Consider the following 16,650-nt stretch of genomic DNA (forward strand, 5'->3'; position numbering starts at 1 on the left):
CATCATGCCCTCGAAAGGAAGCGTATCACCGCACGCGAGAATGCCGCGGGCTGCTCCCAGTTGGACAGATGCGCGGCATTGAGCACGAGGTATTCGGCCTCGGCAATGCCCCGCGCGAGTTCGCTGCCCTGTTCCGGCGTCGTGGCGGCATCCTGCACGCCTGCGATCACCAGCACGTGCGACAGGATGCCTGGCAACAGGCTGCGCAGGTCGGCATCGCGCACCGCGGCACAGTTGCCGATATAGCCGTCGGGATCCGTGGCGGCAAGCATGGCGAGCACGGGGGCGAGGCGCGCCGGATCGCCTGCCAGCGTGGCCGGCGTGAACCAGCGGGCCAGCACGCCCTCGGCGACCATCGACATGCCGTGGCTTCGCACGTGATCGATGCGTGTGTTCCAGCCGGATGGCGGCCCGATCAGCGCCGCGGTATTCGCCAGTACGAATCGGCCAAAGCGTTCGGGATGATGGCGTGCCAGCCAGATGCCGGTCATGCCTCCCATCGACAGGCCGCAGAAATGCGCCTGCCCCACGCCGGCGTGGTCCATCACCGCCAGCACGTCGCCACCCAACTCGTCCATGCCGAACGGCGCGCTCGGCACGCCGGATGCGCCATGGCCGCGCGTGTCGTAGCGCAGCACGCGGAAGTGCTCCAGCAGCGCTGGCATCTGGGGATCCCACATCGACAGGGTGGTGCCCAGCGAGTTGGACATGACCAGCACCGGCGCGCCTTGCGGCCCGTGAAGCTCATAGTAGAGGCGAAGCCCGTTGCGATCCGCGATGCTCATGTGCGGTCCCGCCGGTAGTGGGCCAGCTTGTCCTCATCCAGCGCGACCCCGAGCCCCGGCCCTTGCGGCAGGTGCAGCGCGAAGTCCCGGTACACCGGGCGTTCCACTACGATGTCGTCCTTCAGCAGGAGCGGGCCGAACAGTTCCGTGCCCCACGCCAGTTGCGGCAGCGTGGCGAAGGCGTGAGCGGCGGCGATGGTGCCGACGCTGCCTTCCAGCATGGTGCCGCCGTAGAGGGCGATGCCGGCGGCATCGCCAACCGCGGCGGTGCGCAGCATGCCGAAGATGCCACCGGACTTGGCGATCTTTAGTGCAAACACGTCTGCGGCACCGAGGCGGGCCAGCTCCATCGCGTCCTCGGGGCCGCACACGGCCTCGTCGGCCATGATGGGCACCACGAAACGGGCTGCCAGCCGGGCCAGCGCGGGGCGCTGCTCGCGCGCGATGGGCTGTTCGACCAGGTCGATCCCGGCGGCTTCCAGCATGGCGATGCCGGTGGCGGCATCCGCTTCGTTCCAGGCCTGGTTGACGTCCACGGTGACGCGCGCCCGCTCGCCCAGCGCGCGCTTGATCGCGGAGACATGCGCCACGTCGTCACGCACACTGCGCCGGCCGATCTTGAGCTTGAAGGTGTTGTGGCGGCGCTCGCCCAGCAATCGCTCGGCCTCGTCGATGTCGCGGGAGGTATCGCCACTGGCCAGTGTCCACAGCGCCGGCAGCGTGTCGCGCACGACGCCGCCCAGCAGTGTCGACAGCGGCACGCCGAGACGCTTGCCCTGCGCATCGAGCAGYGCGGTTTCCAGCGCCGACTTGGCGAAGCGGTTGCCGCGCGCCACCTTGTTCAGCCGCGCCATGGCGGCGTGTATGTTGGTGGCGTCGTGGCCGAGCAGCGCCGGGGCCAGGTAGGCGTCGATGGTCAGCTTGATGCCCTCCGGGCTTTCGTCGCCATACGACAGGCCGCCGATGGTAGTGGCCTCGCCAATGCCTTCCACGCCATCGGCGCAGCGCAGGCGGACGATCACGAGGGTCTGCCGTTGCATCGTCGCCATGGCGAGCTGGTGCGGCCGGATGGTCGGCAGATCGACCAGGATGGCCTCGATCGATTCGATGCCTATGGAGCTGGATTGAGTCGCCACTTTCATACCTTCCTGGTGCAGTTGAATGTTGCACGAAGTATGTAGGGCTATTTTTTGGGCGTCCAACACCGTTGGCGTCTGATTTCATACCTGAGGAGTATGAAGCGCCAATTGTGCTTCATGGYTTCTGCGGCGACAGGTAGGCCATGCCTTCTTCCTCGTAGAGTTGGTAGATCATGTCCCGCAGCGAGAGCAGGTCCGCCGACTCGTCGAGCATCCGTGTGCTCATGATGATGGGAGACACCAGCTTGGGATCGTCCAGCTCCTTGTAGGTCACGTCGTCCCGCTTGAGCCCGTACACGCTGCTGGGCACCACCGAGATGCCTTCGCCCATCGCCACCAGGCCGAGCGCGATCTGCAGCTCGCGCACTTCGTGCAGGCGCCGTGGCTTCAGGGCGCGGTCATGGAAGGCGGCCAGCACCTGGTCGGCAAAGCTGGGGCGCGGCGCCTTGGGAAAGATGATGAGCGGCTCACCCACCAGGTCGTGCAGCGCGAGCCGGGACTTGGCGTCAGCCAGCGGATGCCCGACCGGCAGCGCCACGATCATGCGTTCCTCTCGCAGCACCACGCGCCGCACCGATGGGTCCTCATGCCGGATACGCCCGAAGCCCACGTCGATGCGTCCCTCCTTGAGCGCCTTGATCTGGTCCATGGTCGACATCTCGTGCAGGCTCAGTTCCAGCTCGGCGTGCGTCTGCCGGAAGCGCCGGATGATACGCGGCAGCATCCCGTACAGCGTGGAGCCGACAAAGCCGACCGACATCTTGTGCTCGATCTTGCCCACCCGCTTGGTCATCGCCTGCAGTTCCGCGGTCTGGGCCAGCAGCTGCAGCGCGTGGGTATAGAAGTAGCGCCCGGTGTCGGTCAGCTTCAGTGGACGCGAGTGGCGCTCGAACAGTTGCACACCCAGGTCGTCCTCCAGTTGCTGGATCTGGCGCGACAGGGGTGGCTGTGCCATATGCAGCCGGTCGGCCGCGCGAGTGAAGTTCCGTTCCTCCGCCACGGCGACAAAGTAACGCAGATGCCGCAATTCCAAAACTATACCTCCCGGGTATAAAACAGATACTAAATCAGTGTTGGACTGCAAAAACCCCCGTTGACTATGCTTCATCCGTGCCCGGAAAACAAGCTTGATACCCGTAAAGCATGGACCGGAACCCCACCACAATTATGGAGACTCTCATGACCCACTCGGAAATCGATGCCCTGGTCACCAGCTTTATCGTCACGACCGGCACGCAAGGCACGCCCGATCCGCGCGTGCAGCAGGTGGTCGTTCGCCTGGTCGCGGACCTGTTCAAGGCGATCGAGGACCTCGACCTGAGCGCGAGCGAAGTGTGGAAGGGCATCGAGTACTTTGCCGAGGCGGGTGCCAGCCAGGAACTGGGCCTGCTTGCCGCCGGCCTGGGGCTGGAACGCTTCCTCGACATCCGCGCCGACGAGGCGGAAGCCCGCGCCGGCCTGACCGGCGGCACGCCGCGCACCATCGAAGGCCCGCTCTACGTGGCCGGCGCGCCAAAGAGCACCGGTTTCGCCCGCCTCGACGACGGCAGCGACGACGGCAAGGGCGAGGTCCTGTTCATGCAGGGTACGGTGTACGGCGCCGACGGCAAGCCGCTGCCCGGGGCCAGCGTCGAGGTATGGCACGCCAACCTGATGGGCAACTACTCGTTCTTCGACAAGACCCAGTCGCACTTCAACCTGCGCCGCACCATCGTGAGCGATGCCAATGGCCGCTACCAGTTCCGCAGCAACGTGCCGAAGGGCTACGGGTGCCCGCCGGAGGGCACCACGCAGCGCCTGCTGGACCAGCTCGCGCGCCACGGCCAGCGCCCGGCCCACATCCACTTCTTTGTGTCGGCGGATGGTTATCGCAAGTTGACCACGCAGATCAACATCGACGGCGATGAATACCTCTGGGACGACTTCGCCTTCGCCAGCCGCGAGGGGCTGGTCCCCGCGGTGACCCGCGTCACCGACGCCGCCGCGCTTGACAAGCATGGCGTCGACAAGCCGTTCGCATCGATCGACTTCGATTTCCGGCTGCTGCCGGAGCAGGATGGCGCCCCCGCCGCCGAGGTGGAGCGCCAGCGCGCCGCCGCCTGATTTTCCGTAGTACCGCCCGCCCCGCGGGCCGGCAGATCCATCCCAGGCGGCAGCGGCATGCGCGGCACCGCCCCGAAGACAAGTCATCGGCAGGAGACAACTCCATGATCCCCATCTATCCGGAGGGCAAGGCCCCCGTTCGCCCCAGCGCAAAGCGCCTCGACCTCGATGCCTTCCTGGTCGAAGACAAGGCCAGCGGCGACTACCGCCTGCACCGCCAGGCCTTCACCGACGAAGACCTGTTCGAACTCGAGATGAAGCACATCTTCGAGGGCAACTGGATCTACCTGGCCCACGAAAGCCAGGTCCCCAACAACAACGACTACTACACCACCCATATCGGCCGCCAGCCGGTGGTGATCGCGCGCAATCGCCAGGGCGAGCTGAACGCATTCATCAACGCCTGCAGCCACCGCGGCGCCATGCTGTGCCGCCACAAGCGCGGCAACAAGGCCACCTATACCTGCCCGTTCCACGGCTGGACCTTCAACAACAGCGGCAAGCTGCTGAAGGTGAAGGACCCCGAGAATGCCGGCTATCCCGACTGCTTCAACAAGGAAGGCTCGCACGACCTGAAGAAGCTGGCGCGCTTCGAGAATTACCGCGGCTTCCTGTTCGGCAGCCTGAACGCGGATGTGCCTCCGCTCAAGGAATTCCTCGGCGAAGCGGCCCGCATCATCGACATGATCGTCGACCAGTCCGCCGACGGGCTCGAGGTGCTGCGCGGCTCCTCCACCTACACCTTCGAAGGCAACTGGAAGCTGCAGGCCGAGAACGGCGCCGACGGCTACCACGTGTCGGCGGTGCACTGGAACTACGCCGCGACCACCAACCACCGCAAGCAGAAGACCGCGCAGGAAGACAAGATCCGCGCCATGGACGCCGGCAAGTGGGGCCAGCAGGGCGGCGGCTTCTACGCCTTCGACCACGGCCATATGCTGCTGTGGACGCGCTGGGCCAATCCGGAGGACCGTCCCAACTTCAGCCGGCGCGAGGAATTTGCCGAGCGTTGCGGCGCGGAAGCCGCGGACTGGATGATCCAGAATTCGCGCAACCTGTGCCTCTATCCCAACGTCTACCTGATGGACCAGTTCGGCTCGCAGATCCGCCTGCTGCGCCCGCTGTCCGTCGACAAGACCGAGGTCACCATCTACTGCATCGCGCCGAAGGGCGAATCCGACGAGGCGCGCGCGCGCCGCATCCGCCAGTACGAGGACTTCTTCAACGTCAGCGGCATGGCCACGCCGGACGACCTCGAGGAATTCCGGGCCTGCCAGCAGGGCTACGCCGGCCAGGCCCTGGCCTGGAACGACATGTGCCGCGGCGCGAAGCACTGGATTGACGGTGCCGACGAGGCCGCGCAGCGCATCGGGCTCAAGCCGGTGATGAGCGGCGTGCGGACCGAGGACGAGGGCCTGTACACGGTGCAGCACCGCTACTGGCTGGACGTGATGAGGAAAGCCGTGGCCGAGGAGCTCGGCGCATCCGCGAACGACGCCATCGATACCACGGCGGCCACTGACCTCGACAACGCCGCCGCAGGGAGCGCAGCATGAGCACCGCCGGGACCACCCTCGACAAGCCAGTCGACCTTGCAGCCATCCAGTCCTTCCTGTACCGCGAGGCACGGCTGCTGGACGACGAAGAGTGGGATGCATGGCTCGCCTGCTACCACCCCGAAGCAACCTTCTGGATGCCATGCTGGGATGACGACGGCGAGCTCATCACCGACCCGCAGCGTGAGATCTCGCTGATCTATTACCCGACCCGCCAGGGCCTGGAAGATCGCGTGTTTCGCATCAAGACGGAGCGCTCCAGCGCCACCATTCCGGACACGCGCACCAGTCACAACCTGAGCAACGTGGAAGTGCTCGGGGCAGAGGGCGACACGTGCACCGTGCGCTTCAACTGGCACACCCTCAGCCATCGCTACCAGACCACCTACAGCTACTTCGGCATGTCGCGCTACACGCTCGATCTCTCCGACGGGCAGCCGCGCATCCTGGACAAGTACGTCGTGCTCAAGAACGACTACATCAACCAGGTCATCGACATTTATCACATCTGATCCAGGCTGGAGAAACGCGCTATGGAACATACCATCGCCCTGCAATTCGAGGACGGCGTCACCCGGTTCATCACCTGTGGCGAGAACGAAACCCTGTCCGACGCCGCCTACCGGCAACAGATCAATATCCCGCTGGACTGCCGCGACGGTGCCTGCGGCACCTGCCGCGGCCTGTGCGAGTCGGGCAGCTATGACTTGCCGGAATCGAGTTATATCGAAGATGCGCTGACCGCAGAGGAGGCCGCGGGCGGCTACGTGCTGGCCTGTCAGACCCGGCCCCGCTCGGACTGCGTGATCCGCGTGCCCGCATCGTCGGCCGCGTGCAAGACCGGTGTCGCCACCTACCAGGGGACGCTGGCCGAGCTGGAACAGCTCTCCGAGTCGACCATTGGCTTCGCCATCGACCTGGACGATGCCGGCGGCCTGGACTTCCTGCCTGGCCAGTATGTCAACGTCGAGATCCCGGGCACCAGCCAGACGCGCTCATACTCCTTCAGCTCCGCGCCCGGCAGCGCGCGCACCGGCTTCGTGGTGCGCAACGTGCCGAAAGGACAGATGAGCACCTGGCTGACCAGCCAGGCAAAATCCGGCGAGCGCGTGGCATTCTCGGGTCCCTACGGCAGCTTCTACCTGCGCGAGGTGGCGCGGCCGGTGTTGTTCCTGGCTGGCGGCACCGGCATCGCCCCCTTCCTGTCGATGTTCGATGCCCTGGCCACGCGCGGCTGTGCGCATCCCGTGCGCATGGTCTACGGTGTCACAAACGACATTGACCTGGTGGCGCTGTCGCGCATCGATGCCGCGCAGGCCGCCTTGCCCGGCCTCGAATACCGGACCTGCGTGGCTGACCCCGCCAGCGGCCATGCACGCAAGGGCTATGTCACCGCCCATGTGGAACCGGAATGGCTCAACGGTGGCGATGTCGACATCTACCTGTGCGGTCCCGTTGCGATGGTGGAGGCTGTGCGTGGGTGGCTGCAGCAAAGCGGCATCACGCCTGCCGGCTTCTACTACGAGAAGTTCTCGGCCAGCAACGCGGCATGAGCGAGGAGCAAGACAATATGAGAACGGCTACACGTTTCGCAGGTAAATCGATGGTCGTGACCGGCGCCGCGCAAGGCATCGGCCGCGGGGTGGCGCTGGCTGCCGCCGCCGAGGGCGCGTGGGTCGCGCTGGTCGACCGCTCGGCGCTGGTCGATGAAGTCGCGGCGCAGATCACGGCAGCCGGCGGACAGGCCATTGCCGTGCACGCCGATCTGGAGAGCTACGCCGGCGCCGTGCAGATGGTGAAGGCCGCGGATGCAGCGTTCGGCCACATCGACATTCTCGTCAACAACGTGGGCGGCACGATCTGGGCAAAGCCCTTCCAGGCTTATGAAGAAGACCAGATCGAAGCCGAGATCCGGCGCTCTTTGTTCCCGACGCTGTGGTGCTGCCGGGCGGTGCTGCCCGGCATGGTGGCGCGGCGCCAGGGTGTCATYGTCAACGTGTCGTCGATCGCCACGCGCAGCATCCACCGCGTTCCCTACGCGGCGGCCAAGGGCGGCGTCAACGCACTGACGGCCAGCCTCGCCTTCGAGCATGCGCACGAAGGGATACGCGTCAACGCCGTGGCGACTGGGGGGACCGAGGCGCCGCCGCGCAAGATACCGCGCAATACCTCAGCGCAGAGCGAGCAGGAAGCCAGCTGGTACCAGGCCATCGTCGATCAGACCAAAGCCAGCAGCCTGATGCAGCGCTATGGCACGATCGACGAGCAGGTGCGCGCCATTCTGTTCCTGGCATCCGAGGAGGCCTCTTACATGACAGGAACGGTCGTGCCAGTGGGCGGTGGGGATCAGGGCTGACGGAAAGCCACTTGCGTAGATTGGGCCGCCGCCGACGCCAGGTGAGCACGCTCAGAACCGATGCCTRATGCCCGTGGTGACGCCGAACTGATTGGCGCCAGCGGTGGTCTGCCCAAATCCGGAAGAGCCATTGCTCAGTCCGAGGTTGGAACCATGGCGGTTCAGCGTATAGCCCACCGCGGTAAAGATGTCGGTGCGCTTGGACAGCGAGTAGTCCAGCAGCAGCGAGAACAGCCAAGGGTCCGCATTGGTGTTCTTGAAGTCCTGATAATAGGCTGCACCTGTCAGGCTCAGCGCCGCCGACAAGTCGTATCTAAGCCCGGCCCAGTAGAGGTTGGATGCCTGGTTGCCGGCGCCAGCCAGGGCCCCTGTGACGATTCCACCGTCGTATGCCTTCGCCCGCCGGTAGCCGGCGAACGTGTGAGCAGGGCCGATATCGAAGGATGCCGCCACTGCCGCGCGCCGGATCCTGGCGTCTGGACTGGCGGCCAATGTTCCCGTGCCCACCTGGTCGTATATCGCGCCGATCGAAAAGGGGCCACTTGCGTAACGCACTCTAACGCCGTACTCCCGGCCGATCTTTGGCGCACCCGGGACTTCGCTTCCGCCGTTGACCGTGCTGTCGACGCCAAAGCTGTAAAGCGCGGACGCGGAGAAGCTGCCAAATGTCCCCGCGTACTTGACCGAGTTGTCGGAGCGAGAAACGAAGTAGACGTCCTGGCTGATGAGCGAGTATTTGGTTCCCAACTGCATAGGGTCGTAGTCGCCACCGAATTCAAAGAATGGCGTGATCTGCCGCCCCAGTGTGATCTTGCCAAGGGGATTCTGCAGACCAACGAATGCCTGCCGCCCGAACAGTCGCGAGTTCTGTCCGGACTTGCCGGTATCGGTGTCGAAGCCGCTCTCCAGGACAAAGATGGCGCTATAGCCTGCCCCGAGATCCTCCGACCCGCGCAGCCCCCAGCGGGATCCCGCGAGGTTGCCGGACGTCATCCGCGTCACGCTTCCTGCGTTGTCTGGTTGTCTGTTGGCATATTCGACGCCGACGTCGATCAACCCGTACAGCACGATACCGCTGTCCTGGGCGAACGCGCTGCCTGGGACGACGACAGCAGCAATGGCAATGATGGTTTTCTTCATGGATTGGCTCGCGATGTGAAGGGATGCCGGGCGGCGGTTAGGCGGCAAGGAGCGGTTCAGACAGACGAGACGCTCCCCACCGCGACCGTTTCGATAGCGGCGCGGTCCCCTTTTGATTTGGATTTCAGAGACTGCGGGTGTCGGGATGCCAACGGCGGGCCGGATGGCAACCCGCCGTGGATTGCGCAATTTCGCGCCCGGACGTCTAGGCTGAGCGTGCCAGCTTCTCTAGCGCCCACTCTTGCGCCGCTCGGGCAAGCGACATCTCAGTCCTGCTTGCGCGTTCGAACAGGCCTTCCACACGATCGGCGATGCGCAGGACTTCCGTATCCACCGCCGCATCCGTCGCGCCGCCCTCGTATTCGCGGACGCAGCTGACGATACCGCCCGCATTGACGAGGAAGTCAGGCAAATAGGCAATGCCACGCTCATGGAGCGCTTCGCCGTCGTCGGAAGTGGCAAGYTGATTGTTGGCCGCGCCGGCAATCAGTTGAGCCTGGATTCCAGGAATACTTTCGGCGTTCAGCGTCGCGCCGAGTGCGCAAGGCGCCAGCACGTCAACTGGTTGAGCCGTGATCTCTTGTGGTGAAACGACCTTCGCGCCGAACGCGGCGTGCGCCGCGGCCGCGCGCGCGGAATCCACGTCAGCAACGATCAGGCGGCAGCCAGCGCCGTGAAGCCAGTCAGCCAGTACCCAACCCAYGGCGCCGAGTCCCTGAATCGCCACGGAGACGCCATCGAGCGATGCGTCGCCATGCATCATCTTCCAGGCGCGCTGAATAGACGCAAAAACGCCCAGCGCCGTCTTTGGCGACGGGTTTCCCCCAAACTGTCCCGCCCGGGGAATGCCCGCCGCGAACGACGTCTGCTTCCCGATCTGCAGCAGATCCTCCTCAGTGGTGCCGACATCCTCGCCAGTAATGTAGGTACCCGACAGCGACTGGATCAAGCTGCCGAACAGCTGGAACAGCTCGGCCCGGTTGGTCTGTTGCGGAGTGCGCAGGATCACCGACTTCCCGCCGCCGAAGGGCAGGTCCGCCATGGCGTTCTTCAGGCTCATGCCCCGCGACAGCCTGAGGGCGTCTTCCAGGGCTCGCTCCTCCGAGCCATAAGTGTAGTAACGGCAGCCGCCGAACGCGGGGCCCCGAACAGTATTGTGCAATGCCACGATGGCACGCAGCCCCGTGCTCTCGTCCGCGAACAAATGAACCTTCTCGTGAGGGGGCTCGCCTGCAACGCCGAAGAGGCTTTTCCTCGAGGCGAGGCGGTGGATATCAATGGAAGGCATATTGGAAATCAGATGGGTTGGAGTGAATGAATGCCCAAGGTCGAGACAACTGCTATGCAGACAGTCCGGCATGAAAGGTAGCGGGAGCAAACTCGCCCAGCGCCGCCAGCAGCAGGGTCCAGGCCTTCAGGCCCTGCGCGATCGAGCTGATCCGGAAGAACTCGTTTGGCGCATGGACATCCTCGTCCGGCAGGTTGAAGCCGAACATCAGGGTGTCGATGCCGAGGACTTCCTTGAACAGCGAGGTGATGGGAACCGAGGCGCCGAGTCGCACGCGAACCGGCCGGATGCCGCTGATGCTGCTCAGCACCTGGTCGGCTGCGAGAACAAGGGGATGGCCCGCGTCGAGGGTCGATGCGGGGCTGCCACCATGCATGGCCACCACGTCGAGTCTTGCTCCCGGAAGACAATGACTCTGCAGATGCTCGAGCACGGCCTGCAGCACTTGCCCGGATTCCTGCCCCTCCACCAGCCTGATGCTCATCTTGGCGTTGGCCTGACAAGGAATGATGGTTTTGTTGCCGCTGCCCGTGTAGCCGCCCCACAGCCCGTTGACATCGAGACAGGGACGCAGCGTGATCTGTTCGCGCATGCTGAAGCCCGGCTCACCATGCGCCGCAGCGCCGACATCGCCCAGATAGGCCACCCCGTCGAAGGGCAAAGCAGCAGTGTCCGCCCGCTGTGACGCCGCGAGCGGCGCCGCACCAGCATAGAAGCCTTCCACGGCGACGCTTCCGTCGATCCTGTGCAGCGATGCAACGAGGCGCGCCATCTCATGCAGCGCGTTCAGCGTGCAGCCGCCGTAGCGCCCGGAGTGCAGATCCTTGTCCGCGGTAATCAGGCTGACCTCGAGCAGGCAGTTGCCACGCGCGCCAGTGTTGATGGTCGGAAAGTCCGCGCTGGCGCGACCGCCGTCGGCGGACAAGACCGCATCGGCCGAGAGCAGTTGCCGGTGACGCTGGGCTAGCGCACTCAGCGAAGGGCTACCGGTTTCCTCCTCCCCTTCCAGGAAGATCTTGACGTTAACCGGACACGCGCCGTTGACGGCGAGAAATGCGGCAACGACTTCCAAAGCAATGGTCGTCGACCCCTTGACGTCAGACGCGCCGCGAGCATAAAGGCGGTCGCCATCCAGCGTCGGCTCGAAAGGCGGTGTACGCCACAGGGCGATGGGTTCGGCGGGTTGCACATCATAGTGACCATAGATCAGGAGGGTGGGCTTGCCGGGCGCGCCCAGCCATGAGCCATATACCGCAGGTTCACCGCCGCCATCCACCAGACGCACATCGTCCAGGCCCATGCTCCGCAGGCGCTCCAACAGAAATGCTCGGGCCTCCTCCATCCGGGGCGCGAACGCCGGGTCGGCGCTCACACTGGGAATACGCAGGAATTCGTCTAGCCAGCCGACAATATTGTCCTGGCGTGATTCGAGATATTGAATGACTTCTGCTGTCATGAATCGTGGTCCGGTAAGGTCGAAGGCGTGCACCATGCCCCGTCTCGCTCGGCAAGCAGGCGTGGCAATCCATCCCGGCGGGGAACGCCGGGGCATGGCTCTGGGGAAAACGGGGAAGGGATGTCGCCGTCTGGCCGCTTCCTGCGGCTGGCAGACGGCATGCCGGCTATTCCGGTTCGTAGCTAGAAGCCTTGAAGATCGCGCGGTAGCGCTGTATCTCAGCCTCGTAAAACCTCTTGCCGGCGGCAATGCTCATGGGGTCGAAGAGAGTCTTGCCTTGTGCTTCCAGAACGGCGCGCGCGGCCGGATTGCGCAGCGACGCGGCAATGGCCGCATTCAGGCGCTCGACGATGGCGGGATCGGTTCCCTTCTTTACCAGGTACGCGGTCCAGATACCGTAGTCGAAGTCTGCCAGGACACGGCTCTTATCGATTGTCGGGATCGACTGGAAGGGCAACGGTAGCGGTCGCTTCGAGAATGTGCCAATGATCTTCACGCGGCCCTGTTTGACAAAACCTTCGTAGTTGGCCTGATAGGGCAAGATGGCAAAGTCGATCTGTCCGCCGATCAAGTCCGCCACCAGCGGCACGCCGCCTTTATACGGGACGTGAGTCATCGGCACACCGATGCGCTTGGAGACCATTTCGGTCATCAGGTGCACAAGCGAGCCGGCACCGGGCGAGCCGTAATTCAATGTGTTCTTGCCCTTGCGCCGGGCGAGCGCAACGAACTCGTCAAGGGTATCGGCCGGGATGCCTGCATTGACCATCAGTATCAATGGCGAGGTCGCAACCGGCGCCACGAACTCGAAATCCTCCGGCTTGTGCTTGACTCCTTTGTTGGCCAATCCCGCCAGGATCAATTCGTTAGGTGAACCCTGGAACAGGTAATAGCCGTCGGCTGCCGCTCCGAGTACCTTGTTCGCCGCGATGGCTCCGCTGGCCCCGCCCAGGTTCTCGACGATCACCTGGCCGCCAATCTCCTGGCCGATCAATCCGTTCAACGCGCGAGCCGTGACGTCGCTGGCTGCACCGGCTGGATACGGCACCATCAGAGAGATGGGGCGTGCTGGATATGGCCCTTGCGCCGAAGCCGGGGCCAGCCCAGCCAAGGCAAGCGTGAACAGGGCCCAAAGGGTTCTTGCAAGTTTCATGTTCGTCTTGAGTACGAGAGGTTAGCAAAGCCGCAAAAGTATGGTAGAAACCTATCGACTATCGGTCCAATGCATTGTTATCATTTTTTTGATAATTCTTTCTCATGCTTTGGCGCCCAGAGACGGCAACCCATGAACCTTCAGCAGCTTGACCATCTCCTTGCCCTCGTCGAAACCGGCTCGTTTAGCCGGGCGGCGGAAAAACTCAATCTGACTCAGCCTGCACTAAGCCGAAGCATCCAGATGCTGGAGAGCGAACTTGGGCAGTGCCTGATCGACCGCATCGGCAAGCGCAACGAACTCACGCCATTCGGCGCGGCAGTGGCGGAGCGAGCCTTGAAGATCGTCATCGAAGCGCGCGAGCTAAAGCGCAGCGCAAAGCTGTTCGGTCAGGGCAAGATCGGCACCGTGCAATTGGGCTTGAGCGCGGCGCCCAGCGCGATGTTGACGGCTCCCCTGCTGGAGCATGTGTTGAATCACTTCCCGGGCATCCGCGTACAGATAATGGGCGGCAGCGTGGCGAATCAGCTCACGGCACTGCGGGCAAGGTCGATCGACGCGCTGGTGGTTAATTCCCGTGCCGTGCCACTTCACGATGACCTCAACATCTTTCCATTGGCCGAGATACCTTCTGGTTTTCTCTGCAGACAGGGGCATCCGCTGAGCGGAAAGGATGTGGTGGAGTTCGACGAACTGCGCGAGTACCCGATCATCTCCACCGCGATCAGTGATGACCTTTCGCGTAACCTCGTCGAGGCGTTTGGCCCTGATGCTTATCCGCAAAAATGGCTGCATGTGACATCGGACGAGATCCCGGGCCTGCTCGAAGCTGTGAAGCGCACGGATGCCTTGTTTGTCGGCGTGCTCGGCGTTGCCCGACGCATGCTACAAGCGGGTGAACTAGTGGCGTTGAACGTTGCCCGATGCCCTCCGCTGCGCGCGCAATTCGTCTTCGTCACCATGCGGTGGCGCACGGAGGCCCCGCCAACGGCGGTCATACGCGACTTCTGCGAGGAGTTGTGCCGGCAGGAATCGGACACAGTACAAGGCCTCGGCCGCCCGGGCGCGGACTGCCGAGGATAAGGATGACGCCGTGGTCAGTAGATTGAGGGAAATACCGTCGGGCCCCACACCGTGTCACACTTGTGCGCCGTCTCGAAGGCGTTGTTCGTGATCTTGATGACCGGATACGAGAACGCAATCATGGCGCGGTCGGTCGGGCCGGTGAATCTCGGCCAGCGCACTGGGATGTTCGTGCCGTCGCCGTTAGGATCTCCCGTCTTCACGAAGTTCACAATGTAGCTGGACATTTGCGCCGCGAGTGCCTGGCGCGCTTTCGTGCGGTCAGGATCCTGCGGCGCCGTGCGCTCGTCGAAGTATGGGTACGTGGCCAGCTGGTCCACCGTGTCGAACAGATAGAAGCTATCCATGCCATGTGCGGTGCCGTAGTAAAACTGCGTGGGTGCAGCGGGAAACGAGAGTGCCGGGTCGGTGAACTCCCAGGCAAAAACCGGCACCCATGCCGAAAGTGTGTCGCGCCTTGCACTATTCCCACACGCGTACATCGCATCGCCGATCGCCCTGGCGATGCCTTGGGCTGGTACCGCATACCCGGAGATCGGATAGGCCGCGTCGATAGCCGTGGTATCGAAGCCAGCCGGCGCCAGGCCGTGGAGGTATGGAAGGTAGGCGGCCGCCGGCAGGGCTGGGTCTACAAACAGCGTGCCTTCGTCGTAGACGCCTCCGGTCATGACGGGAACCTGGTTGAAGTTGCCGGTCGCAAATGCCTGCGCGGGGACTTGCGTAACGATTTGGGCATCCACCGTCGGCCGCCATTTCCGGCCGGTCTCATTGAGCAATGCAGATACCGGCAGCGCTCGCAGGCAAGCCACGACATCGGCGGCCTTGTCGCAACCGAGCGCTGCCACTGCCGCATCGCCGACAGCCAATGCGGATGCCTGCGATGGATTGGAGTACTCGGACGCACCGCCGCTCTGCATGATGGCGCGTTGGAACAAGCCTTTTGCCTTCGGGGACTGAAGTAGCGAAAAGCTCTGGGTGGCTCCGGCGGAAGTGCCCCAGATCGTAACGTTCGTTGGGTCTCCGCCAAATGCGGCGATATTGCGCTGAACCCAGGCCAGGGCGGCCATCTGGTCCATCAATGCAAAATTTCCGAGGCTGCCGTCGCGGTTTGACGACCGCAATGCCGCGTTGGCAAGGTATCCCAGGGCGCCTAGCCGGTAGTTGAGACTCACGCCGACGACGCCTTTTGATGCCAGTCGACTCATGTCGCCGCCACCCGATCCAAGTGTGAACGCACCGCCGTGTATGTACACGACCACCGGAAGCTTGCTGCCCGACGCCGCGCTCTGCGGCTTCCACACGTTCAAGAACAGACAGTTTTCACTTGTCACCTTTTCACCGCCGGTGGCAGGCTGTGGGCAGGCAGCGCCGAACGCTGACGCATCCAGGGGCGCGGATCGCGCCGTTGCCGGTCTGGTCGGTGCCCAGCGTAGCGGCCCCACCGGCGGGTCGGCGTAGGGGATGCCTTTGAAGGACACGGTACCGTTAGCGGCGGTGCCAATCACAGGGCCCTCCGCTGTCGTCACCGCCAGCGGCGGCGCCTGGGAAACCGCCGCTGCCGGCGGGCTATTATCGTCGCCGCCGCAAGCGGCAACGACCAGCGCCGAGCCGGCGATAGCTAACGCGCCACGCAGTGTCCGATCAAGTTGCACTGCTCTCACTCTGTTGGCCATTTCCCCCTGCCCTCCTTCTTTCAAAAAATGAAACGAATTAAAATAAAGCATAAATACGATAATGCCGGGAGAGGGAGATTATTGCCGCGCACGGAAATATTTATCGATAATCATCGGTGCGGCTTATATATATTTACTTGATAATATTGAATTGATATTTATTTGTCCAATGCATTCGAATCATTTTTTTGATAACTTTTGGTAATTAAGGAAACGCTGCATCCGGACTTGTATGGACCCGACGCCTTCTGCAAGCGCCTTGTTCGTGATGTCGAAACGGTCTGCCGTCGCCGATCGCGGCGACCACGGCGGTGGCGGTGGCGGTGATCGGACCGATGCCGGGCGCGTCCGCGATCTTCTTGCATAGTGCGGATTGCTTCACGACCCGATCGACGTTTCGATCAGACGGACACGCTTCTCGATGGCATGCAGGGTGCCGCAGGAGTTCAGCTGGCAGCGCCTGGCAGGACGACGTCAGTCGTCGGCGCTCTTGCCGAGCAGTTCCGGGATTGCGCGCTTGGACGCTTCCGGTGAGTGCAGAATCGTGAGCCTGTGCTCACTACTGGCGCAAAGGATCCCTCATGGCCGAAGAGCCTGAGGGCAAGCCGAGTGCGGAGCGGCCACCGCCAGATTTCGCGCCGATGACCCCGCTAGCGGCCCGCTGGTGCAGAGAGGGGCCCGCATCGACGCCGGCGTTATGGTGCCTTCACACCCGCGCCGGCCGTGGAACCCTCGGGGTTGCCACAGTGCCGGGGCGCATGCCGTTCACACCTTGGCGTGGGTGGCAGCCCATTGCGAAGGATTGACATCGATCGCCAGCCCGAGGCCGGAGCCGATCACGCCGACGTTGTTGAGCGTGTTCACGTTGACGCTCTGCAGCTGGAGGATGTTCTGGTTGACGTTGACATTGACGTTGGC

14 protein-coding genes are annotated in these 16,650 nt (G+C 63.7%); 6 read left to right on the top strand and 8 right to left on the bottom strand.

Annotation, left to right across the window (positions count from 1 at the left end; genetic code table 11):
• Positions 1–2: 2 nt before the first annotated feature.
• The 3 genes from pcaD to AC1DO7_RS23230 all read right to left on the bottom strand — a co-directional run bounded on the left by pcaD (position 3) and on the right by AC1DO7_RS23230 (position 2,957).
• Positions 3–785, bottom strand: coding sequence for a 3-oxoadipate enol-lactonase (pcaD, locus tag AC1DO7_RS23220; protein WP_441623685.1), 783 nt, complete (start codon positions 783–785; stop codon positions 3–5).
• Positions 782–1,927, bottom strand: a complete 1,146-nt coding sequence (locus AC1DO7_RS23225; RefSeq protein ID WP_441623687.1) for a muconate/chloromuconate family cycloisomerase — start codon at positions 1,925–1,927, stop codon at positions 782–784. The genes pcaD and AC1DO7_RS23225 overlap by 4 nt, the downstream gene beginning before the upstream one ends.
• 112 nt (positions 1,928–2,039) lie before the next feature.
• On the bottom strand, positions 2,040–2,957 hold the full coding sequence (locus AC1DO7_RS23230) for a LysR family transcriptional regulator (RefSeq protein ID WP_441623689.1): 918 nt from the start codon (positions 2,955–2,957) through the stop codon (positions 2,040–2,042).
• A gap of 146 nt (positions 2,958–3,103) precedes the next feature.
• On the opposite strand from AC1DO7_RS23230, the gene catA reads away from it, so the two are divergent.
• The 5 genes from catA (at position 3,104) to AC1DO7_RS23255 (ending at position 7,939) form a co-directional block, all read left to right on the top strand.
• On the top strand, positions 3,104–4,027 hold the full coding sequence (gene catA, locus AC1DO7_RS23235) for a catechol 1,2-dioxygenase (RefSeq protein ID WP_441643619.1): 924 nt from the start codon (positions 3,104–3,106) through the stop codon (positions 4,025–4,027).
• A 104-nt stretch (positions 4,028–4,131) separates the two neighbouring features.
• On the top strand, positions 4,132–5,583 hold the full coding sequence (gene benA, locus AC1DO7_RS23240; RefSeq protein ID WP_441623693.1) for a benzoate 1,2-dioxygenase large subunit: 1,452 nt from the start codon (positions 4,132–4,134) through the stop codon (positions 5,581–5,583).
• The gene (benB, locus tag AC1DO7_RS23245) at positions 5,580–6,095 is read left to right on the top strand and encodes a benzoate 1,2-dioxygenase small subunit (RefSeq protein ID WP_441623695.1); all 516 of its coding nucleotides are present in this window, start codon (positions 5,580–5,582) and stop codon (positions 6,093–6,095) included. The genes benA and benB overlap by 4 nt, the downstream gene beginning before the upstream one ends.
• 21 nt (positions 6,096–6,116) lie before the next feature.
• Positions 6,117–7,136, top strand: a complete 1,020-nt coding sequence (benC, locus tag AC1DO7_RS23250) for a benzoate 1,2-dioxygenase electron transfer component BenC (RefSeq protein ID WP_441623697.1) — start codon at positions 6,117–6,119, stop codon at positions 7,134–7,136.
• A 17-nt stretch (positions 7,137–7,153) separates the two neighbouring features.
• Positions 7,154–7,939 carry a 1,6-dihydroxycyclohexa-2,4-diene-1-carboxylate dehydrogenase gene (locus AC1DO7_RS23255; protein WP_441623699.1) on the top strand — a complete coding sequence of 262 codons (786 nt, stop codon included), beginning with the start codon at positions 7,154–7,156 and terminating at the stop codon, positions 7,937–7,939.
• A gap of 51 nt (positions 7,940–7,990) precedes the next feature.
• Here AC1DO7_RS23255 and AC1DO7_RS23260 read toward each other — a convergent pair whose 3' ends face one another.
• The 4 genes from AC1DO7_RS23260 to AC1DO7_RS23275 all read right to left on the bottom strand — a co-directional run bounded on the left by AC1DO7_RS23260 (position 7,991) and on the right by AC1DO7_RS23275 (position 12,976).
• A complete protein-coding gene (locus AC1DO7_RS23260; protein ID WP_441623701.1) occupies positions 7,991–9,079 on the bottom strand; it encodes a porin in 1,089 nt (362 codons plus the stop codon).
• A gap of 205 nt (positions 9,080–9,284) precedes the next feature.
• Entirely contained in the window at positions 9,285–10,367 is a 1,083-nt protein-coding gene (locus AC1DO7_RS23265) for a Glu/Leu/Phe/Val family dehydrogenase (protein ID WP_477116617.1), read from the bottom strand.
• 52 nt (positions 10,368–10,419) lie between these two features.
• Positions 10,420–11,823 carry a M20/M25/M40 family metallo-hydrolase gene (locus AC1DO7_RS23270; RefSeq protein WP_441623705.1) on the bottom strand — a complete coding sequence of 468 codons (1,404 nt, stop codon included), beginning with the start codon at positions 11,821–11,823 and terminating at the stop codon, positions 10,420–10,422.
• A 166-nt stretch (positions 11,824–11,989) separates the two neighbouring features.
• Complete coding sequence (locus AC1DO7_RS23275) at positions 11,990–12,976, bottom strand: Bug family tripartite tricarboxylate transporter substrate binding protein (RefSeq protein ID WP_441623707.1); 987 nt, start codon at positions 12,974–12,976, stop codon at positions 11,990–11,992.
• A gap of 132 nt (positions 12,977–13,108) precedes the next feature.
• On the opposite strand from AC1DO7_RS23275, the gene AC1DO7_RS23280 reads away from it, so the two are divergent.
• The gene (locus AC1DO7_RS23280; protein ID WP_441623709.1) at positions 13,109–14,059 is read left to right on the top strand and encodes a LysR family transcriptional regulator; all 951 of its coding nucleotides are present in this window, start codon (positions 13,109–13,111) and stop codon (positions 14,057–14,059) included.
• A gap of 14 nt (positions 14,060–14,073) precedes the next feature.
• Here AC1DO7_RS23280 and AC1DO7_RS23285 read toward each other — a convergent pair whose 3' ends face one another.
• Entirely contained in the window at positions 14,074–15,783 is a 1,710-nt protein-coding gene (locus AC1DO7_RS23285) for a carboxylesterase/lipase family protein (RefSeq protein WP_441623711.1), read from the bottom strand.
• Between the last annotated feature and the right edge of the window lie 867 nt (positions 15,784–16,650).

The organism is Cupriavidus sp. 05N40, assembly GCF_056397305.1.